We start from the raw sequence: 19,820 nt of genomic DNA, 5'->3' as shown, positions 1-19,820 counted from the left end.
CAGGTCATGAAGATCGGCGAATTAGTGATTTGAGGCAATGGCGCCTTTCGTATCTCCTGATGAGGCCGCTGGAAGCCTGCTCCCGATCGATCGGCAGGACGCCAGCGCCCATTCAGGCTGAGAACCGCGCCGCCGGGGCATTCACCGGGGTTCGCGCAGTGCTGATCCCCCGCGGACAATCGAAACCGACAGGCATTGGGGAACCACGGCTATGGAGAAGCTGCGTCTTGTTCGATACGCCGCCGTCGTGGCGGGCGTTCTTGGCTCCACGGTCGCCATGGCGGCGCCGGAGGGAGTGCTGCGGGTGGCCGTCGGCGTCGATCCCGCCACCTTCGATCCGGCCTTCAACGACCTGCCGGTCGCCAACGCGGTGGATCTCGCCGTGTTGGAGGGCCTCTTCCGCCTCGACCCGAAAAACAACATCCAGAAGAACCTCGCGACCGATTACGGCTTCTCGGCCGACGGCAAGGTCTTCACGGTCAAGATCAAGACGGGCAAGAAATTCAGCAATGGCGACCCGCTCAACGCCGAGGCGGTGGCGGCCAGCTTCAACCGGCTGCTCGACGAGAAGGTCGGCTCCATCTATCGCGGCCTCTACGCCTCGCTGGGCTCCGCCAAGGCTGTCGGCGAGGACACGGTGGAGTTCCACCTCGCCGAGCCCAACGGCCACGTGCTGATGCTGCTGGCCAACACTGCCGCGAGCATCGTCAACGTCAAGGCGGTGCAGCAGATGGGCGCCGAATACGGCCGCAAGCCCGTCGGCAGCGGCCCCTACATGGTGGAGAAGTTCATCGGCGGCGAGAGCTTCCGCCTCGTCCCCAACCCCGCCTATTCGGGCGACTACCCCGCCACCCTCAAGGCCATCGACTTCACGGTCGCGCCGGAGGACGGCGCCCGCATGGCGCTCCTGGAAACGGGCGGCGTCGACGTGGTGGAGCGCGTGCCGCCGGAATCCATGCCGGCCATCAACGCGCTGAAGACCGCCAAGGTCATCAACCCGCCGAGCATGTTCTCCATCAACATGGAGCTTGTGCTGCGCGGCCCGCTCAAGGACGCCAAGGTCCGCAAGGCGCTCAACATGGCCATCGACCGCCAGGGCATGGCGGAGGGCATCCTGGGCGGCCTCGGCACGCCGTCGGTCGGCATGGTCGGCCCGGGCACGCAGGACGAGCTGCGCCGCACCTTCCCGCCGATCAAGTTCGATCCCGAAGGCGCCAAGAAGCTGCTCGCGGAGGCCGGCTACAAGCCGGGGACGCTGCAGCTCACCATGACGTGCCCCAACGGGCGCTACATCAAGGACGCGCAGGTCTGCCAGGCCATCGCGGGCTCCTTCGAGAACATCGGCGTCAAGGCGACCGCCAACGTGGTGGACCGCGGCACCTGGAGCAAGGTGATCGGGCTCGATCCCGCCGCCCGCACGGACAACATGGGCATGGTCGGCCGCGCCACCGCGGGCATGGACTACACGCTGTTCCGGCTGTTCAAGACCGGCGTCGGCGCCAACCGCACCGGCTACAGCAACCCCAAGGTGGACGACCTCCTGGCCGAGGGCCGTCGCGTGACCGACCCGGCGAAGCAGAAGGAGATCTATGGCGAGGTCCAGGAGATCGTCTGGAACGAGCAGCCCTTCATCTTCCTCTGGTACCAGACCCAGGCTCTGGGCGTGTCGAACAAGGTGCAGGGACTGGAAGTCCAGCCCAACGAGACGCTGGTGTTCGACAAGGTCACCCTGAAGTAGCGCTCCCGCAACGGAGACGGCCATGTTCATCCCCCGACGCCTGGCCCAGGCCCTTCCGACCCTCTTCGTCGTGTCCCTGCTGGTCTTCTTCTTCATGGACATGATCCCCGGCGACCCGGCCCAGATGCTGGCCGGGCCGGCGGCGACCGACGAGGAGGTGCAGAGCATCCGCGAGTTCCTGGGGCTCAACCAGCCCCTGCTCGCGCGGTATGGGCTGTTCCTGAAAGGGCTCTGGGACCCGTCGGTGGCGACCTCCTTCCGCACGCACCGCCCGGTCGCGGTGGAGCTCGCCGAGCGGCTGCCGAACACGCTGATCGTCGCCATCGGCGGCCTGGCGCTCGGGCTGGTGGTCGGCACGGTGTCGGGCGTGGTCTGCGCGCTGCGCCAGGGCGGCTTCGCGGAGGCGATCATCACCGTCTTGACGCTCACCGGCATCTCGATGCCGATCTACTGGCTCGGGCTGCTCTGCATCTGGTTCTTCGCCGTGTATCTCGGCTGGGTGCCGGCCGCCGGGGCCTCGACGCCCATGCACTTCGTGCTGCCCATCCTGGTGGTCGCAACGCGTCCCACCGCCATGTTCAGCCGCCTCATCACGGCCAGCCTGCTGGAGGCGATGAGCAAGGACTATCTCGACACGGCCCGCGCCAAGGGTCTCAGCGAAACCCGCGTCATCGTCTCGCATGCGCTGCGCAACTCGCTCGTCGCCGCCGTCAGCGTCGCGGGCGTGCAGTTCGGCGGCATGCTGGGCGGCTCGGTCGTCACCGAGACGGTGTTCGGCATCCCGGGCGTCGGCCGCCTCCTCGTCGACGCCGTGTCGCGCGCCGACTATCCGGTGGTGCAGTACACGATCCTGATGTTCGCGATCTTCTTCGTGCTCATCAACCTCGCCACCGACCTCCTGACCCAGTGGCTCGATCCCCGCACCCGCGAGGAAAGGAGGGCCGCATGACGGCCGCGATGGATTCCATGGCGCTGGGGGCGACGCCCGCGCGGGCCGAGGCCCGGGCCCCTCGGTCGCGCTGGACGACGTTGCGCCGCATCGTCTCGCAGCCCAAGGGCGCGATCGGCCTCACGCTGGTGCTCGTCTACCTGCTGCTCGCCGTCTTCGGCCCCATGCTGGCCCCGCTCGACCCGTTCAAGCAGAACTTCGCCCAGACGCTGAAGCCGCCATCTGCCCTGCACTGGTTCGGCACGGACCAGCTCGGCCGTGACGTCTTCAGCCGCATCCTGCTGGGCGCCCGCGCGACGCTGGGGGTCGGGGTCGGAGGCGTCGCCTTCGCGTTCCTGGTCGGCGTGCCGCTCGGCGTGCTCGCGGCCTGGCGGCGCGGCTGGTTCGACGCGCTGGTCATGCGCGCGATCGACGTGATGCTGAGCTTCCCCGACATCGTCTTCGCGCTCGCGATCGTCGCCATCCTGGGCGCCAACACGCAAAACGTCATCATCGCGGTCGGCGTGGTGTCGATCCCGATCTTCGCCCGCACGGCCCGGGCCGTGACGCTGAGCATCCTGGCCGAGCCCTATGTGGAGGGGCTGTCCTCGCTCGGCGCGCGTCCGTCGCGGATCATCCTGCGCCACGTGCTGCCCAACATCTCGGGCACGCTGCTCACCCTCTCGACGCTGCTCTTCGCCTCCACGCTGCTCTCGGCGTCAGGCCTCGGCTTCTTGGGCCTCGGCACCCAGCCGCCATTCCCTGAGTGGGGCACGATGCTGGGCGAGGCGCGGTCCTATATTCGCAGCCACCCGCATCTGGCGACTTTCCCGGGCCTGTTCCTCGCCGGCTCGGCGCTCGCCTTCAACCTGCTCGGCGACGCGTTGCGGACCGTTTACGACCCGACCAGCCGGGGCGTCGCGCCGCGCCGGTCCTGGCTCGACCGGCTGCGCCGCTCCAGGATGGCGCCGGTCGCGGGGGTCGTGGCCGGCGAGGGCGACGCCGTCCCGGCGCTCTCGGTGCGCGGGTTGCGCCTCGCCTTTCGCACCCCGGCCGGCTTGCTGGAGGTGGTGCGCGGGGTCGATCTCACGCTCCAGGCCGGGCGCACGCTCGCGGTGGTGGGCGAGTCCGGCTCGGGCAAGACCTCGCTGCTGCGCGCCATCGCGACCCTCGCCAACCCCGCCCAGGTGGCGGTCGTGGAAGGCTCGATCGCGGTCGGCGGCGCGTCGGCGGTCGGGCTCTCGCCCGCCGCCCTGATGGAGCTCCGCCGCCGCAAGATCGGCGTCGTGTTCCAGGACGCCGCGAGCGCGCTCAACCCCGTGCTGACCGTCGGCTCCCAGCTGGCCGAGGCCGTCCGGATCGGGACGGATCTCGACGCCGCGGCCGTCCACGCGCGCTGTGTCGCGCTTCTGGAGGATGTCGGCATCTCCGATCCCGAACGGCGGCTGGCCATGTACCCGCACCAGTTCTCGGGCGGCATGAAGCAGCGCATCGTCATCGCGATCGCGCTGGCGCAGGATCCGCAGCTGCTCCTGGCCGACGAGCCCACCAGCGCGCTCGACGTCACCATCCAGCAGCAGATCCTGGCTTTGCTGCGCGACATCCAACGCCGCCGGGGCATGGCGATCCTGATCGTCACCCACGATCTCAACCTCGTGGCCCGCTTCGCCGACGACGTCGCGGTGATGTATGCGGGCTCGCTCGTGGAGGCCGGGGAGGCCGCGGCCGTCCTGAAAAGCCCGCTCCATCCCTACGCCCAGGCGCTGCGTTCATCCGTTCCCGGCGGCTCACGCCGTGGTTCGCCGCTGCCGGCCATCGCGGGCGAGCCCCCCATGGTGGGTTCGCTGCCCGGCGGCTGCGCCTTCCGCCCCCGTTGCGAGCGCACGCATGGCCGTCCGGAATGCGCCGCCCGGGAACCCGCCCCGCGGCCGGTCGACGGGCGCCAAGTCGCGTGCCATTTCGCCGAGGAGGGCCGGGCATGAGGGCCGCCTTCTTGATCGATGCGCCCGTCCAGGACGACGCCGTCGCGGTTGCGGATGTGTCGCGCCACTTCGTCGGACGTCGCCCTCTGTTCGGCGGCGCCTCCGCGCCGGTCGCCCGCGCCGTGGACGGCGTCTCGTTCCGCGCCCCGCGGGGCAGCTGCTTTGCGATCGTGGGCGAGTCCGGGTCGGGCAAGAGCTCGCTCGCCCGACTGCTGGTCGGCCTGCTGCAGCCGACCTCGGGCGAGGTGAGGGTGGACGGCGCCTCCGTCGCCGGGCTCGACGGCCCCGCCCTGCGCGGCCTGCGTCGCAAGATCCAGCTCGTGCTGCAGGATCCTCGCGCGTCGCTCGATCCGCGCATGACGGTGTTCGACACGCTCGAGGAGGCGCTTCAGGTGCACGGCCTCCATCCGGGCCGCCAGGCGCGGGAGGCCCGCGTCGCCGACGTCATGGCGCTGGTGGGCCTCAACGCCGCCCATCTGGATCGCTATCCGCACGAATTGTCAGGCGGCCAGCGCCAGCGCGCCGCCATCGCGCGGGCCATCATCTGCGAACCCGAGATCCTGGTGCTGGACGAGCCCGTGAGCGCGCTCGACGTGTCCGTGCAGGCCCAGATCATCAACCTTCTGATGGAGCTGAAGCAGCGCCTTTCGCTGACCTTCATCATCATCACGCATGATCTCGGGCTCGTGGAGCACATGGCCGACTCCGTCGGGGTCATGTATCTCGGCCGCTTCGTCGAGCAGGGCGCGGTGGAGGATGTCTGCGGCGCGCCGCGCCATCCCTATACGCAGAGCCTCATGGCGGCGTCCTCCCACCACGGGGCCGCGGCCGGCGCGGTGCTGGAGGGCTCCATCCCGAGCCCGCTCGCGGTGCCGACCGGGTGCAGCTTCCATACCCGCTGCCCGGCCGCGCGCCTCCTTGCGGCGCGCTCGCCCGGCGCCGCCGTCGACACCCCGCATGGCCGCCTGCCGCGGCGCTGCGTGGAAGACGCGCCGTCCCCCATGCCGGCGCCGGGCGGCGCCAGCGTCGCAACCTGCCACTTCGCCGACGCGCTTCCGGCCCGTCCGGCGCCCCGTTCAGCATAAAGGGTCTAGATCGATGTCCAGCACAAACCAGGCTTCCGAGATCGTCATCGTCGGCGGCGGCATCTACGGAACGAGCCTCGCCTACCAGCTCGCCAAGGCCGGCAAGAGCGTCACGCTGCTCGAGGCCGGCGAGATCGCGGGCGGCGCCTCGGGCGGTCCCGGCGAGCGCGGCGTGCGGGCCAACGGCCGCGACTTCCGGGAGCTGCCCGTCTGCGCGCTCTCGCTCGACCTCTGGGCCCACTACCAGCAGGCCTTCGAGGGCGGCGTCGGCTACCGCCGGATCGGCGGCATCAAGGTGTTCGACATCCCCTACGGTCATCGCGAACACGAGGTGATGGGCCGCATGCACGCCATGGCGGCCGCCCAGTCCGGCTTGGGCGCCCCCTCCGAGGTCTGGTCGCGCGACGAGACGCTGGCGCGCGAGCCCGAGCTCGCCGCCGGGATCATCGGCGCGGTGTACTGCCCCAATGACGGCGTCGGCGACCACACTTTCGCGACCCAGCAATTCGCCAAGGAAGCCGCCAAGGCCGGCGCGACGATCCGCACCCAGGCCAAGGTGGAGGAGATCATCCATGCGCGCGGCGTCGCCACGGGCGTGCGGCTGGCGGGCGGCGAAGTCGTGCCTGTCGGCGAGCGCCTCGTGATCGTCGCCAATGCGGGCGCGCAGTCGCTGCTCCAGCCGATCTTCAAGCCGCATGAGTTCAGCCCCGTCTGGAACCTCATGCCGCAGATGCACTACGTGTCGAACCCGCTCAACAAGAAGGTCAACCACCTGATCTCGCACGCGCACCGTCGTCTCGCCGTGAAGCAGATCCCGGACGGCACGCTGATGCTGTCGGGCGGCGCCCACGTGGCGCATACGCCCGAGGGGCTGTGGAAGGGCTCGCTCAGCTCCATGACGCAGAACGTCACGGATGCGATCATGACCTTCCCGTTCATCGATCACTCGACCTTCATGAAGGCCGACGCGTCGCGGGTCGAGACCGTGGCGGCGGACCAGATCCCGCTGATCGGGCAGACGGAGGCGCTGGCCAACACGCTTTATGGCTACGCGTGGTCCGGCCACGGCTTCGCGATCTCGCTCGGCTTCACCAAGTTGATGACGGACTGGATCGTGTCGGGCGCCAAGCCCGAGGCGCTGGACGCTTTCTCGCCGACGCGCTTCCACAAGCCTGCCGCGCTGCTGCGGTCCGCCGAGGTCAGCCGCGCCGCCTGAGCGGCGCTTTCATCCGCCCTGAAGACCGACCCCGCGGCGCGCACGGCGTCGCGGGCTGGTGAATCGCGACCAGAAAGGCATCCCATGCTCGCCGAATTCGACCCCGCCCGCCCCGGAAAGGCGTTCTACGACCTCGGCCCGCTCGTGGGCCCGCTGGACGGCGTCTCGGGCGACGTCCTGTGCTGCATCAACAACGGGCAGGGGCCGTCGGTGCTGCTGTTCGGCGGCGTCCATGGCGACGAATACGAGGCGCAGATCGTGCTGCGGCGCCTGGCGGACGCGATCCGGCCCGAGGACGTGACCGGCCGCATCATCATCGCGCCATCGATCAACTTCCCGGCCTCTGAAACCGGCAAGCGGCTGTCGCCCTTCGACGGCCAGAACATGAACCGGGTGTTTCCCGGCGACCCGCAGGGCACACCCACCGAGAAGCTCGCGGCTTTCGCGACCGGCTCGCTGTTTCCGGCAGTGGACCTGCTGATCGACGTCCATGCCGGCGGCCGCGACGTCTCGGTGGTCCCGATGGTGTTCGGCTTCACGACGCCGACCAGCAAGGTCGGCGAGGCCGCGCTCACCGCCCTCATGGAGGCCTGGGGCTACCGCTTCGTGCAGCATCTGAAGGGCATCCGCGAGACGGCGTGCGGGGCCGCCGAGGCGGCCGACCTCGCCTCCATCGAGGTGGAGGGCGGCGGCGGCCGCCTGAAGTCCTCCGAGCTGCGCATCATGGAGGAGGGGCTCCTGCGCGCCCTGTCGGCCTATGGGGTCCTGAAGCCGGCGCTGGAGCCGGCGCGCTTTCGCGGCGTCCACGTCGCCGCCGGTCCGGAGGGCCAGTACCTCGCGCCCCGCGCCGGGCTCGTCGAGCACCTGGTGGGGCTCGGCGACGAGGTCGACGCCCAGACGGTCGTCGCCCTGCTTCATCCCACGGCCGGCGCCGACCCCACGCCCGAGGCCATCCGCAGCCCTATGCCGGGCTATGTGCTGCGGCAGACCGAGCATGTCCATGTGACGCCCGGGCAGCTCATCGGCAATGTCGGGACGCCCAGGACGGCCTCCGCCTAGGGCCGCCGGCGAGCAGCGGCCCGACCGGCTCAGGGCGCGCGCAGGTCGATCCAGGTGGGAGCGTGGTCGCTGGCCTTCTCCCATCCGCGCACTTCCCGGTCCACGCCGGCGGCGGCCAGCTCCGGCTTCAGCGCCGGGCTGAGCAGCAGGTGGTCGATCCGCAGGCCGGCGTCGCGGCCATAGGCGTTCCGGAAATAGTCCCAGAAGGTGTAGATCCGCTCGTCGGGATGCAGGGCGCGCAGGGCGTCGGTCCAGCCCTGGCCGACGAGCTGGTGGAACGCGGCGCGCACCTCCGGCCGGAAGAGGGCGTCCTTGGTCCATCGCTCCGGCTTGTAGACGTCGAGGTCGGTGGGCATGACGTTGAAGTCGCCCGCCAGCACGGCGGGGACGCCGAGCTCCAGCATCCCGGCCGCGTGCGCCGTCAGGCTTTCGAACCAGCGCAGCTTGTAGTCGAATTTGGGCCCCGGCGCGGGATTGCCGTTGGGGAGGTAGAGGCAGCCGACCACGAGGCCGGAGATCGCGGCCTCGATGTAGCGGCTCTGGCCGTCCTCGTCCTGCCCGGCGAGGCCGCGCCGCGTCTCGATCGGGTCCTCGCCGCGCGCCAGGATGGCGACGCCGTTCCAGCTCTTCTGGCCGTGCCAGATGGCCCCGTAGCCGGCGTCCCGCAGCGCCCGCGCGGGGAATTTCTCCTGCGGCGCCTTGAGCTCCTGCAGGCAGGCCACGTCCGGCTGCGTCTCGGCGAGCCAGCGCAGGAGCACGGGAAGCCGGCCATTGACGCCGTTCACGTTGAATGTCGCGATCCTCATGCGGGGTCGAACGCGCCATGAGGGCGGCGGGATCCCGGTCGGTCAGCCCGCTCGCGCCGCGGGGCAGGGCGGTTGACGGCGGGCCCGCCAGCGTCGACCCTGTCCGGGCGAGGAGACGCCAGCCATGTGCGAGGGGTGCGAAGGCGCCGACGATCCGGACGAGGGGGGCCCGCCCAGCCCCGAGCTCGTGGCCTTCGCGCGCGATCTCGAGCGCCGCCTCGAAGGCGAGCCGGCGTCGGAGCGGGCGTGGGCGATCTTCCTGGGGCGCGAGGGCGGCGCGTTGGCCTGGGCCCCGTTCGTCCGGATGTCGGGCTGCATGGACGAAGCCGCCCGGCATTGGAGCTTCGCGCATCTCAAGCCAAGGACCGTCGCGCGTTGCACCCTGCGGGCGGACGCCCCGTCCTGAGGCTCACACATGCACCGTGCCGTCCTCGCTCCGGGTGGAGGGAGAGGACAGGGCCGACCACGCCAGCCAGAGATAGAACAGGACCACGAGCGCGATCACCAGCCATCCGGGCAGCGGGCCCAGCGAGGCGTTGCGCACGACCGCGTCCAGCGACTGGAGGACGTCCGTCCGGTCCGCGTCCTGGAGCTTGGTGGAGGTGATCTTCAGCACCCAGGCGAGAAGCAGGATGAGGAACATCCAGAGGTAGTTCCGGCGCAAGCGGCGGGACATGGCCGCCCGCCGCCCGATCAGGAAGCGGGGCGTCCTCAGGTCTTCGCCCAGCACGCGCGCCCAATCCGGATCGTCGTCCGGCCTGGGATCGAAGAACGCCGCGAAGTAATGCCGCTCCATGCGCCGCACCCGGGCGCGGTAGACGTCGAAGAAGCGGTAGCGCCGCGCCTCGATCCAGAGCAGCAGCCAGATGAGCAGCATGGCGAAGAGCAGCACGCCATGATGCGCCGTGGGCGTGGACAGCGACACGGAGAGCATCGCCGCCACCACCGTGATGGCCCAGTTCGTCGTGCGGTCGATCCGGTCCCGCCAGCCCGCCATCCGGGCGATCTCGGCCCGGTGGTAATGAGCCAGCGTGTTGACGAACTCCGTGCCGGCGCTGGGGAGCGGCGGCCGGATCGGGCCGGGGGATACGCTGTCGTCCATGATGCGGTCCTCCGCATCCGCATGCCCCCGCCCCGCAGGCGAACCGGTCGGGGCTCAGCCCTTCAGGTCGTCGGGCACCTTGCCGCCATTCTGCGCCAGCTTGATCATGACCTGCTTGTGCAGCCAGATGTTCATGCCGGCGGAATCGTTCACGTCGCCGCTGTAGTGCAGCTCCTGCGCAAGCTCCTTGCGGGCGGAGAGGCTGCTGTCCAGGCCGAGCGCCTTCATCAGGTCGACGATCGAGTGACGCCAGTCGAGCTGCTGCCCCGATTTCGCCACGTGGTCGTTCAGGATGGCGGCGATGTCCACGGGGGCGCCGGACGGCGCAGCCGCGGCGGAGCCGGCCGTCGGCGCGGCGGCGGCGGCGGACGGGGCGGGGGCCGTCGCGGCGGTCCCGGCGGCGGCCGGCGTCTGCGCGTGGGCCGCGCCGCCGAAAATCTTGGACATGATGTTCCCGAACACGCTCATGGCTTCCTCCTCGATCCAGTTGGGCCCCGCAGCAGGACTCCGCGGCGGGGGCGGCTCGCTCGCGGGCGATCAGGCCGGTCGAGCTCCTTGGTGCTGCAACGTCCAGCCCAAGGTCCGGTTCCAGGATCGCGCACCCGCGCCGACGGCGCAAGGCGCGCATGAGCAAGGTCAAGACCTTGGGCCAAGTCCATCATCCCCACCCGCGGCGCGGAAGGAGGAGGCGTCCGTCCGGCCTGCAGCCCGGCGTGGACCGAATCGCCGCGGCGCGCCATCCCGGAGAGCGGGGCCCGGCGGGTTCACAGGAGAGGCAGGCATGACCAAGTGGGGCGCGGCGTTGGTCGCGATCGCGGCGGCGGCGGTGGTCCCGGCGGCGGCGCAGGATCCGTCGCTGACGATCGAACGTCTTCTGGAGGATGGCTGGAAGGTGGCGGGCTACACCGGGCAGGGCACGACCTTCCTGCTGCTGCGGCACGACGCCCGCAACTACCTGATCCAGTGCTCCATCCTGTACGACACGACCCGGGGATCCAGGATGGTCGAGCGGGTCAGGACGAACTGCTACGAGCTGCGCTGACGCGGGCCGACGCCGGAGCCCGCGCTAGGTAGATCCCGGTAGGGCAAGCTCCGGACTGGCGGGGCGCGCGGGCGGATGCAAACTGGACGGCGTTCATCCCCCGAGGTGCGTCATGTCCATCGTCTCTCCCTGCATCAAGGTCTGCAGCATCGATCCCGCCACGGGCTACTGCGTCGGGTGCGGCCGGTCGCGGCCGGAGATCGCCGGATGGAGCCGCATGTCGGACGCCGAGCGCGACGGCGTGCTGGCGGCGCTCGACGACCGGCCGAGGATGGCCCGGTTCGCGGTGGCGATGGACTGCGCCACCTGCGGCGCCTGCGCGGGACGGACGCCGCAGGCCTGACGCCCCGCCGGGATCTCAGGGCCTGAGCCGCGGCCCGGTGAACACCCGCCAATAGCTGAGCGCGAAGACCAGGAAGCCGGCGGCCCAGGCCAGGGCGGCCGCGTGCAGCAGGCCGAAGGCCGCCGCCGGATGGATCGCCGCGCAGATGCGGGCGAGGGCGGCGGCGCCGAGCAGGCCGTAGGCGATCTGCACCGGACGGCTGGCGACCAGCGCCCGTCCGGTGTGCCCGAGGCTGGCGCGGGACATGATGGCGAGCGTCATCAGGCCGACCGCCCCGACGGTCCAGGCGTGGATTCCCGCCGACGCCGGAACGACGCCGAAGGCGGCGAGCGCGCCCAGGACGAAGCCGATCGGCACGAAGGCGTAGGCGACGTGCAGGACGAGGACCAGGCGGTCGCGCCAGGTCCGCTCGCCGGCCCAGCGCGCCAGCCGCACGGCCTGCAGCGCTCCGGCGACGAGCATCGTCGCCCCGGCGGCCAGGGCCTCGGGCGCGGCGGCCCAGGCCGCCAGCGCCAGCGCGGACGCCAGGATGGCGGCGGCGTCGAGCCGGCCGAACGGGGCCGGCAGCCGGCCCGGATTTTCCCGCGCGAGCCAGTTGCGCGTGAAGCTCGGGACGACCCGCCCGCCGACCAGCGTGAGCAGGAGCACGGCTGCGGCGATCCCGAGGCGCACGCCGAAATCGGCGCCGCCGCGCCAATGCGCCTCGGCGTGGAACACGGCGTTCCCGGCGAAGAGCAGGCCGACGATGACGATCACGCGCAGGTTGCGCCAGTTCTTCCCGGCGATCACCTCGCGCGTCGCGGCCGCGGCCACCAGGGCCAGGAACGCCAGGTCCGTCGCGGCTGCGACCTGCCAGGACGTCCAGGCTGAGGTCGACACCGCGACGCGGCCCGCGAGCCAGACCAAGACCAGCACCAGCAGGGCGCGGCCCTGCAGGGGCAGACGTCCGGTCCAGTTCGGGATCGCGGTCAGCAGGAATCCCGTGACCACGGCCGGCAGGAAGCCGTAGATCATCTCATGCGCATGCCAGTCGCGCGCCGCGAAGGCGGTCGGGATCGCGATCTCGCCGAAATAGGCCGGCAGCCAGGCCAGGATCGCCGCTCCGGCGAAGAGGGAGCCGAGCAGGAAGAAGGGCCGGAACCCGTAGGACAGGATGTCCGGGCCCGTGTCGTCGCGCAGGCGGGGGATGGGGGACATGGGGGCGTTCTCCAGGCGCAAGGGGGCCGCGACGGCGGCCCCGCCGAAAGGTCAGTCGGCCGCCGTCTTCGACGAGGCGAGCTTGTCGAACAGGGCCGCGAAGGTGGATTTCGCCTTGCCGGGGTGAGACACGGCCTTGGCCTGGTCGATGTTGGCCGGCGTTCCGACCACCACCATGGCGACCATGCCCATCCCGTAATGGGGCTTGCAGCGCACGCCGTAGACGCCCGGCCGGTCGAAGGTCACGGCGGCGTCCTCGCCCAACTTGCCCGCGATGGGGGCGGCGCCGTCGGGCAGCATGCCGTCGATCGACTCGGCGTTGTGGCCCTTGTCGGTCGCGACGAATTTGACGCTGTCGCCGGGCTGGACGCGCACATAAGCCGGTTCGAAGACCATGACGCCCGCGGCGCCCTTGTTGAGCATCTTGACTTCGACCTCGGCGGCGGACGCCGCGCCGCAAAGGGCGGCCAGCATGATGGATCCGAGAACGGCGGCGTGGCGCATCGTGATCTCCTGTGAATGGACGCTCGAGGCCCCGCGGGGCCGCCATCGTGATAGGCCCGGCCCGCGAAACCGTGTTTGTCGGAGCGCAAACTGAGGGGAGATGCCCGCCCGCGGTCCGTAGCCATCCGAATGGCGGGGCGGGCGGCGGCGTAGGATGGTCGCATCGGCGGCGACGCGGCGGCCCGCAGGCGCCGGCCCGGCCGCATGCGCCCCCGACCCGATGGAGCTCCCCCGATGGCCGCCCTTGACCGCTCGCTCGTCCTCGGGATGCCCATCTTCGCCGGGATCGGCCCGGAGCAGCTCGACGAGGTTCTGGCCCAGGCCCGTTCGGTGCGGCTGCCCAAGGGCGGCGCGGCCTTCGAGCAGGATCGCGAGGCCGACTCGTTCTTCGTGCTGCTGCACGGCAACCTTCAGGTGGTGAAGCTGACCCCGGCGGGCCAGCAGGTGGTGATCCGCTACGTGGCGCCGGGCGAGATGTTCGGCATCGCCGTCCAGATGGGACGGCCGACCTACCCGGCCACCGCGACGGCGGTGGTGGACAGCGTCATGCTGGTCTGGCCCTCGACGGCCTGGCCCGGGCTCGTCGCCCGCTGTCCCTCGCTCGCCGCCAGCGCCCTGCAGACGGTCGGGTCGAGGCTCAACGACGCGCATGTGCGCGTGGTCGAGATGTCGACGGAAGACGTGGAGCGCCGGGTCGCGCATGCGCTGCTGCGCCTCGTCCAGCAAGCCGGCCGCAAGCTGGAGCGCGGCGTCGAGATCGACTTCCCGATCACGCGCCAGGACGTGGCCGAGATGACGGGCACGACGCTGCACACCGTCAGCCGCATCCTCAGCGCCTGGGAGGACCAGGGCCTCGTCGAAGGCGGACGCCAGCGCATCGTCGTGCTGGATCCCCACCGCCTGTTCGGCCTCGCCGAGCGCAAGGGGGCCTCCGCCCGCTAGACGGGCGCGTCCGCCAGGGCCGGCGCCTCGCCGAGGGCGGCGTTCAGGGCGGCCAGGAAGGCGGCGAGATCCGTCCGGTGTTCCCGGCAGGCGTCCGCGACCGTGTGGAAGCATCCGATCGGACATCCCACGCACAGGAACCTGGCGTCCAGGAAGGCGCGGATCGTGCCGGGCCATCGGCGCATGACGTCGTCGACCAGCATGTCGGACGTGATCGTGTCCATGGAGGACCTCCTTCTGAGCGACCATCCTAGCCGGCCGGGCAGGGGGGTCTTTGCTCCCCGACAAGCACCTCGCCGATGGCGGGCCGAACCCGGCGCTCCGACGGCGGACCTTGACCCCAGACAAAGACGCCCGCGCCGCAGGCGGGCGAAGAGCATTCCATGACGCAGTTCCTCGCGGCGCTCGGCGCCTTCCTGCTGGCCCATCTGGTTCCGTCGGCCCCGGGAGTCCGGCCCTGGCTGATCGCCCGGGTGGGACGACCCGCCTATCTGGCCGGCTACTCCGTCCTGTCGCTGGCGCTGCTGGCGTGGGTGGTCCGGGCGGGGCTCGCCGCCGAGCCGGTCGTGCTGTGGGAGCCGGCGGCCTGGCAGTGGCTGGTGCCGTTCGTCGCGACGCCGTTCTCGCTGGTCCTGATCCTGGCGGGGCTGATGGCCCCCAACCCGCTCTCGATCAGCCTGCGGGCGGGCGGCGAGGCGCCGGCCATCGTCAGCGTCACGCGCCATCCCGTGCTGTGGGGCTTGCTGCTCTGGGCCGCCGCGCACATCCCGCCGAACGGGAGGCTCGTCCCGGTCGTCGCCTTCGGGGCGATGGCGGCGCTCTCGGCCGCCGGCTTCGCGCTGCTCGACCGCAAGTCGCGGCTGCGCCTCGGAGAGGCCCGCTGGACCGAGCTGGCGGGCCGCACCTCGATCCTGCCCTTCGCGGCGCTGCTGGGCGGCAGGGCCCCTGCCGCGCGCTGGGGCGAATTGGGCCCGCCGGCCGCGGCCGCGCTCCTGTTCTATGCGTGGTTCGTGGGCCAGGGCCACGCTTTGCTGATCGGCCGCGACCCGCTGGCGGGGCTCCTGGCCTGGTTCTGAACGGGCGCGGCGCTCCGGCGAAACACGCATCGGGTCATTGACGTATTCAGCGCGGGCTCCCGGCCGTCTACATCTTGGATTGGCCGGCGCGAACCCGCGCCTTCGCCGTGGGGACGACGCCATGAAGATCCGCCTGAGCATGCCCGCCGCGCAGTTCTCCGCGCTGGAGCTCCTCGTCGCGCTGCCGCCGGAGACGCTTGGCTTCCATGCCGGCGACCACCGCCCCGCGGCCCGGATGCGCGCCATCGCCGACGCAGGCTGGGCCCATGCGCGGGACGGGCAGGTCCGCGCCGACCTGCCGCTCGCCGACGTCCAGTTCGCGATCAACTGCGCCGCGCGCGCCGCCCGCGCCGTTCCGCTGAACCGGGACTCGCTGGCCCGCACCCTGCACGACAGGCTCGCCGACGTGCTCGAGCGCCTGGAGGAGGCGGTGTTCTCCTCCCCGGCGCTGGCGGCCTGAGGCGCCGGGCCGGCGCCGCCGCGACAAGATCTCGCGAACTTTGTCGCGCAGCAAAGAAGACAGGCCGGCCGCGGCGCATGGTCTCATCCGTGGAACAAAGAAATCAACCCACGGAGACTTCCATGTTCACCCGCCGCGCCATGATGGCAGCCGCCGCCTTCGCCTCCCTCGTCGCCGCCGTCCCGGCGCTCGCCGACGACGTCGCGAAGCTCCCCCGCGAGCAGGTCGAGCTCGTCCCGCCGCCCTTCATCCACGCCCATGAGCAGGCCACGAAGTCCGGCCCCAAGGTCGTCCAGTTCAAGATGACCATCCAGGAGATGGAGCTCGTCATCGACAACGAGGGGACGAAGATCCACGCGATGACGTTCAACGGGTCGGTGCCCGGCCCGCTGATGGTCGTCCACCAGGGCGACTATGTCGAGCTGACGCTGGTCAACCCCGACACCAACCAGATGGCCCACAACATCGACTTCCACTCCGCCACGGGCGGGCTGGGCGGCGGCGAGCTCACCATGGTGAACCCCGGCGAACAGACCGTGCTGCGCTGGAAGGCGGACCGGGCCGGCGTCTTCGTCTATCACTGCGCGCCGGGCGGGGCGATGATCCCCTGGCACGTCACCTCCGGCATGAACGGCGCCGTGATGGTGCTGCCGCGCGACGGCCTCAAGGACGAGAACGGCAAGACGCTGCGCTACGACAAGGCCTATTACATCGGCGAGCAGGACTTCTACGTTCCGCGCGACGAGAAGGGCAAGTTCAAGTCCTATGAGAGCGCCGGCGAGGCCTATCCCGAGCAGGTCGAGGTGATGCGCAAGCTGATCCCCACCCATGAGGTGTTCAACGGCAAGGTCGGCGCCCTGACGGGAAAGAACGCGCTCACCGCCAAGGTCGGCGAGCAGGTGCTGCTGGTCCACAGCCAGGCGAACCGGGACACCCGTCCGCACCTGATCGGCGGGCATGGCGACTATGTGTGGGAGAGCGGCAAATTCGCCAACCGGCCCGAGAAGGACCTGGAGACCTGGTTCATCCGCGGCGGATCGGCCGGCGCGGCGCTCTACGCCTTCAAGCAGCCGGGCATCTACGCCTATGTGAACCACAACCTCATCGAGGCCGTGGAGCTGGGCGCGACCGCGCACTTCAAGGTCGAGGGCAAGTGGAACGACGACCTGATGAAGCAGGTCACGCCTCCCGGCCCGATCGGCGCCGGCGAGAAGACCGGGGCGCTCGACATGGCTCCGGCGGCCCACAAGCACTGACGGCCCGGGGCGGCCCGTCCGAGGCGGGCCGCTCCTCCCTTGCTCGCGGAGGCTCACGCCATGCTTGCGATCGTCAAGACCAAGCTCGTCCTCAAGGTCGCCCTCCTGGCCGCCGCGCCGCTGGCGGGCGCGACCGGCCTGGCCCATCTCCCGACGGAGCCGTCCGAACGCCCCGCGGTGGTGACGGTGGCGCCGGGCGCCTTCCAGTATCGGGTCGCGGGCGACTTCGCCCAGGCCGGGCGCACCGTCAACGCGCCGCTGCGGACCTACGCCTTCAGCACGCCGCTGATCGTCATGCAGCGCCAGGTCAGCGCCGCCGAATTCGACCGCTGCGTCGCGGCCGGCGCCTGCGACCGCCGGAGCGGCGGCGAGGGCGGCCGGCCCGACCTGCCCGCCACCGGCGTGAGCTGGCAGGACGCGACCGCCTATGCGGCCTGGTTCTCGCGCCAGACGGGCGAGGCCTGGCGCCTGCCCACCGACGCCGAATGGGCCTATGCGGCGCAGGAACGCTTCCATGACGACGCCGTCCTGGGCGACGACGGAACGGAGTCCTTCAGCCAGCGCTGGCTGGCCAAATACGAGCAGGAATCGGCCCGCCCGGCGTTCGCCGAGAAGGCGCCGCGCCCCATCGGGGGCTTCGGGGTGAACCGGCGAGGCCTCGCCGACCTCGCCGGGAATGTCTGGGAGTGGACCGACACCTGCTTCCTGCGCCAGGGCCTCGACGCCTCCGGCGAGCCGACCGGCCCACGCACGGTCAATTGCGGCGTGCGCGTCGTGGAAGGGCAGCACCGCGCCTATGTGACCGATTTCGTGCGCGACGCCCGCGCGGGCGGCTGCTCGGTCGGCGCCCCGCCCACCAATCTGGGCTTCCGCCTGGTCCGGGACGACGCCGGCCTGGTCCCGGCGCTGGCGTCCCGCATCCGGTCCTGGCTGTCGCCGCGCGCCTGACGGGCCCGGCGCGGCGACCGCTCCGGTCTTTGCTCCCCGACAAACAGCCGCGCCGCGGTTCGGACTACGGGTGGGGGACGTCGTTCCCCCGGAGCTCCCATGGTCGCCCTCGACATCTCCCACGCCCGCCGCCGGCCCCTCCCGCAAGCCGATGCGCCTGTCCGCGCGCCGGCGGCGCCGAGCGCTCCCCGCCGCAAGGCCGACGCGCCCAGGCGCGGCGGGCCGGTCACGCCGCAATCGGTGAAGGGCCGTTTCCGGCGGATCAAATGGACCACCCTGGCGCTCTGCCTCGCCGTCTACGGGCTGCTGCCCTTCCTGCGATGGGACCGCGGGCCGGACGCGCCCGGCCAGGCCGTGCTCTTCGACTTCGTCAAGGGCCGGCTCTACCTGTTCTTCATCGAGATCTGGCCGCAGGAGCTCTACTACCTCACCGGACTGCTCATCCTCGCCTCGCTCGTCCTGATCCTCCTGAACGCCGTGGCGGGCCGGGTCTGGTGCGGCTTCCTCTGCCCGCAGACCGTCTGGACGGATCTGTTCCTCGCCGTGGAGCGCGCCATCGAGGGGGACAGGCGCGAAAGGCTGCGCAAGCGCGAGGCCGGGCTCGGCCCGAGGCGGATCGCCGAGCTCGCCGCCAAGCACGCCGCCTGGCTCGCCATCGCGACCTGGACCGGCGCCGGCCTCGTCCTCTATTTCGGCGACGCGCCCCAGACCCTGCGCGACCTCCTGGCCGGGGAGGCCTCTGCGCTGGCCTATGCGTGGGTCGCCATCATCGCGGGCCTCACCTACCTGCTGGCGGGCTTCGCCCGCGAGCAGGTGTGCACCTTCATGTGCCCGTGGCCGCGGCTGCAGGGCGCGATCTGGGATCCCGAGGCGCTGACCGTCAACTACCGCGACTATCGCGGCGAGCCGCGAGGCTCGGCCAAGAAGGCCGAGCAGCTGCGCGCCGCCGGCGAGCCCGCCGGGGACTGCGTCGACTGCCTGCAATGCGTCACGGTCTGCCCCGTCGGCATCGACATCCGCGAGGGGCCGAACTTCGCCTGCATCAATTGCGGGCTCTGCGTCGACGCCTGCGACGGCGTCATGACGAAGCTGAACCGGCCGACCGGCCTGATCGCCTATGAGAGCTGGACCAATATCGAGCGCGGCCGCCGCCGCGAGCCGCAGAGCCGGCGCGTGATCCGGCCCAAGACCCTGGGCCTCGCCGCAGCGGCGCTGGCGCTGGCAGGCGGCATGGGCGTCGCGCTGGCGCAGCGCGCGGCCGGGTCGCTCACCGTCCTGCATGACCGCAACCCGACGGCCGTCCGCCTCTCCGACGGCAGGGTCCGCAACGGATACACCCTGCGCCTGGTCAACAAGGACCGGCGCGCCAGGACCTTCGCGATCGCCGTGAAGGGCGGCGCAGACGTCGCTCTGGCGCTGATCGGGAGCCAGACCGTGGAGGCGGAGGGGGACGCCACGGTCGAGGTCCGGGCGACGCTGACCGGCGCCGGCGCGGCGTCCGGCCCGGTCGTCTTCGAGGCGCGGGAGATGTCGGGGGCCGCCCGTTTCCAGGCGGCGGACACGTTCATGGCCGCGCCCTAGCCGCAGCCTCAGGCGGGCGCGGCGGGCTCCAGCCCCGCCGCCTCGAAGCGGCGCCACGGGCCGGAAAGCTCCGGCAGTCCCGCGATCGGGCGGACCGCGTCGTGGCGCAGGCCCCAGCGCCGCCCGGAGCCGCAGACCTCGCAGCCGCAGAAGGGCGGGCTGTTGCGCGGCCGGACATGAACGGGCGCCGCCCGGATCGGCTGAGGGGGAGGGGCGGGGGCCTGGCTGACCTGGACCGGCCTGAGGACGACCCGGCCGCCCGGTCCCATCATCCACACCACGTCCTCGGCGCCGATCGTGCCGAGGTCCGCCTGCTCGCGGATGTGGCGCGCCGCCGTCACGACCGCCGCCGCGTCATCGAAGGACCGCACGTCGCCGAGCGACACCACCGAGCCGTCTGTCTTGGCGTAGAGCGGGTAGATCCTGAGTTCGGGCATCGTCCAGCAACAACTCCGTGGGCGCCGGCTTGCGACGCAGCCGGCGACGGGTAGTTTCATGTATGCTGTATGGCCCTAGTGGGGCGCCAAAATGGCCGGGGCGCAGCGAGCGTTCCGC

Annotated in this window: 22 protein-coding genes; 15 read left to right on the top strand and 7 right to left on the bottom strand. The window is 71.3% G+C overall.

Annotated features, from left to right (window positions below; all coding sequences use genetic code 11):
• Positions 1-211: 211 nt before the first annotated feature.
• The 6 genes from ACYVO7_RS11810 to ACYVO7_RS11785 all read left to right on the top strand — a co-directional run bounded on the left by ACYVO7_RS11810 (position 212) and on the right by ACYVO7_RS11785 (position 8,008).
• Positions 212-1,738, top strand: coding sequence for an ABC transporter substrate-binding protein (locus tag ACYVO7_RS11810; RefSeq protein ID WP_460450025.1), 1,527 nt, complete (start codon positions 212-214; stop codon positions 1,736-1,738).
• Positions 1,739-1,760: 22 nt separating this feature from the next.
• Positions 1,761-2,687 carry an ABC transporter permease gene (locus ACYVO7_RS11805; RefSeq protein WP_460450024.1) on the top strand — a complete coding sequence of 309 codons (927 nt, stop codon included), beginning with the start codon at positions 1,761-1,763 and terminating at the stop codon, positions 2,685-2,687.
• Positions 2,684-4,648: a dipeptide/oligopeptide/nickel ABC transporter permease/ATP-binding protein gene (locus ACYVO7_RS11800; RefSeq protein ID WP_460450023.1), complete on the top strand. Its 1,965-nt coding sequence runs from the start codon at positions 2,684-2,686 to the stop codon at positions 4,646-4,648. Before ACYVO7_RS11805 ends, ACYVO7_RS11800 begins: the two co-directional genes overlap by 4 nt.
• Positions 4,645-5,733 carry an ABC transporter ATP-binding protein gene (locus ACYVO7_RS11795; RefSeq protein ID WP_460450022.1) on the top strand — a complete coding sequence of 363 codons (1,089 nt, stop codon included), beginning with the start codon at positions 4,645-4,647 and terminating at the stop codon, positions 5,731-5,733. The genes ACYVO7_RS11800 and ACYVO7_RS11795 overlap by 4 nt, the downstream gene beginning before the upstream one ends.
• A 13-nt stretch (positions 5,734-5,746) precedes the next feature.
• Entirely contained in the window at positions 5,747-6,949 is a 1,203-nt protein-coding gene (locus ACYVO7_RS11790; RefSeq protein WP_460450021.1) for an NAD(P)/FAD-dependent oxidoreductase, read from the top strand.
• Positions 6,950-7,033: 84 nt separating this feature from the next.
• Positions 7,034-8,008, top strand: a complete 975-nt coding sequence (locus tag ACYVO7_RS11785) for a M14 family metallopeptidase (RefSeq protein ID WP_460450020.1) — start codon at positions 7,034-7,036, stop codon at positions 8,006-8,008.
• A gap of 29 nt (positions 8,009-8,037) precedes the next feature.
• Here the strand turns inward: ACYVO7_RS11785 and xth are convergent, their stop codons facing one another.
• Positions 8,038-8,814, bottom strand: coding sequence for an exodeoxyribonuclease III (gene xth / locus ACYVO7_RS11780; RefSeq protein WP_460450019.1), 777 nt, complete (start codon positions 8,812-8,814; stop codon positions 8,038-8,040).
• 124 nt (positions 8,815-8,938) lie between these two features.
• Between xth and ACYVO7_RS11775 the strand changes: the two genes are divergently transcribed.
• The gene (locus tag ACYVO7_RS11775) at positions 8,939-9,220 is read left to right on the top strand and encodes a hypothetical protein (RefSeq protein ID WP_460450018.1); all 282 of its coding nucleotides are present in this window, start codon (positions 8,939-8,941) and stop codon (positions 9,218-9,220) included.
• 3 nt (positions 9,221-9,223) lie between these two features.
• On the opposite strand, the gene ACYVO7_RS11770 is transcribed toward ACYVO7_RS11775, so the two are convergent.
• Together ACYVO7_RS11770 and ACYVO7_RS11765 are read right to left on the bottom strand one after the other, a co-directional pair.
• Positions 9,224-9,916, bottom strand: coding sequence for a DUF2270 domain-containing protein (locus tag ACYVO7_RS11770; protein WP_460450017.1), 693 nt, complete (start codon positions 9,914-9,916; stop codon positions 9,224-9,226).
• A gap of 54 nt (positions 9,917-9,970) precedes the next feature.
• Positions 9,971-10,384: a DUF3597 domain-containing protein gene (locus tag ACYVO7_RS11765; RefSeq protein WP_460450016.1), complete on the bottom strand. Its 414-nt coding sequence runs from the start codon at positions 10,382-10,384 to the stop codon at positions 9,971-9,973.
• A 313-nt stretch (positions 10,385-10,697) separates the two neighbouring features.
• On the opposite strand from ACYVO7_RS11765, the gene ACYVO7_RS11760 reads away from it, so the two are divergent.
• Entirely contained in the window at positions 10,698-10,958 is a 261-nt protein-coding gene (locus ACYVO7_RS11760; RefSeq protein ID WP_460450015.1) for a hypothetical protein, read from the top strand.
• A gap of 112 nt (positions 10,959-11,070) precedes the next feature.
• Complete coding sequence (locus ACYVO7_RS11755) at positions 11,071-11,301, top strand: DUF1289 domain-containing protein (protein ID WP_460450014.1); 231 nt, start codon at positions 11,071-11,073, stop codon at positions 11,299-11,301.
• A gap of 15 nt (positions 11,302-11,316) precedes the next feature.
• Here the strand turns inward: ACYVO7_RS11755 and ACYVO7_RS11750 are convergent, their stop codons facing one another.
• Entirely contained in the window at positions 11,317-12,498 is a 1,182-nt protein-coding gene (locus ACYVO7_RS11750; protein ID WP_460450013.1) for an NnrS family protein, read from the bottom strand.
• 51 nt (positions 12,499-12,549) lie between these two features.
• The gene (locus ACYVO7_RS11745) at positions 12,550-13,002 is read right to left on the bottom strand and encodes a pseudoazurin (RefSeq protein ID WP_460450012.1); all 453 of its coding nucleotides are present in this window, start codon (positions 13,000-13,002) and stop codon (positions 12,550-12,552) included.
• A gap of 234 nt (positions 13,003-13,236) precedes the next feature.
• Here ACYVO7_RS11745 and ACYVO7_RS11740 point away from each other — a divergent pair, with 234 nt between their 5' ends.
• A complete protein-coding gene (locus tag ACYVO7_RS11740) occupies positions 13,237-13,944 on the top strand; it encodes a Crp/Fnr family transcriptional regulator (protein WP_460450011.1) in 708 nt (235 codons plus the stop codon).
• Here ACYVO7_RS11740 and ACYVO7_RS11735 read toward each other — a convergent pair.
• A complete protein-coding gene (locus ACYVO7_RS11735) occupies positions 13,941-14,168 on the bottom strand; it encodes a DUF1858 domain-containing protein (RefSeq protein ID WP_460450010.1) in 228 nt (75 codons plus the stop codon). The genes ACYVO7_RS11740 and ACYVO7_RS11735 overlap by 4 nt on opposite strands.
• Before the next feature lie 159 nt (positions 14,169-14,327).
• Between ACYVO7_RS11735 and ACYVO7_RS11730 the strand changes: the two genes are divergently transcribed.
• From ACYVO7_RS11730 to ccoG, 5 genes are all read left to right on the top strand, one after another.
• Complete coding sequence (locus tag ACYVO7_RS11730) at positions 14,328-15,020, top strand: NnrU family protein (RefSeq protein ID WP_460450009.1); 693 nt, start codon at positions 14,328-14,330, stop codon at positions 15,018-15,020.
• A 121-nt stretch (positions 15,021-15,141) separates the two neighbouring features.
• On the top strand, positions 15,142-15,480 hold the full coding sequence (locus ACYVO7_RS11725; RefSeq protein WP_460450008.1) for a hypothetical protein: 339 nt from the start codon (positions 15,142-15,144) through the stop codon (positions 15,478-15,480).
• A gap of 122 nt (positions 15,481-15,602) precedes the next feature.
• On the top strand, positions 15,603-16,736 hold the full coding sequence (gene nirK / locus ACYVO7_RS11720; protein WP_460450007.1) for a copper-containing nitrite reductase: 1,134 nt from the start codon (positions 15,603-15,605) through the stop codon (positions 16,734-16,736).
• A gap of 60 nt (positions 16,737-16,796) precedes the next feature.
• Positions 16,797-17,684: an SUMF1/EgtB/PvdO family nonheme iron enzyme gene (locus ACYVO7_RS11715; RefSeq protein WP_460450006.1), complete on the top strand. Its 888-nt coding sequence runs from the start codon at positions 16,797-16,799 to the stop codon at positions 17,682-17,684.
• A 99-nt stretch (positions 17,685-17,783) separates the two neighbouring features.
• A complete protein-coding gene (gene ccoG, locus ACYVO7_RS11710) occupies positions 17,784-19,265 on the top strand; it encodes a cytochrome c oxidase accessory protein CcoG (RefSeq protein WP_460450005.1) in 1,482 nt (493 codons plus the stop codon).
• 8 nt (positions 19,266-19,273) lie between these two features.
• On the opposite strand, the gene ACYVO7_RS11705 is transcribed toward ccoG, so the two are convergent.
• Positions 19,274-19,702: a hypothetical protein gene (locus tag ACYVO7_RS11705; protein ID WP_460450004.1), complete on the bottom strand. Its 429-nt coding sequence runs from the start codon at positions 19,700-19,702 to the stop codon at positions 19,274-19,276.
• Positions 19,703-19,820 lie beyond the last annotated feature (118 nt).

Source organism: Alsobacter sp. SYSU BS001988 (genome assembly GCF_054796215.1).
Note: the sequence above shows the minus strand (reverse complement) of the source record. Positions and strands in the feature narration are given on the sequence as shown.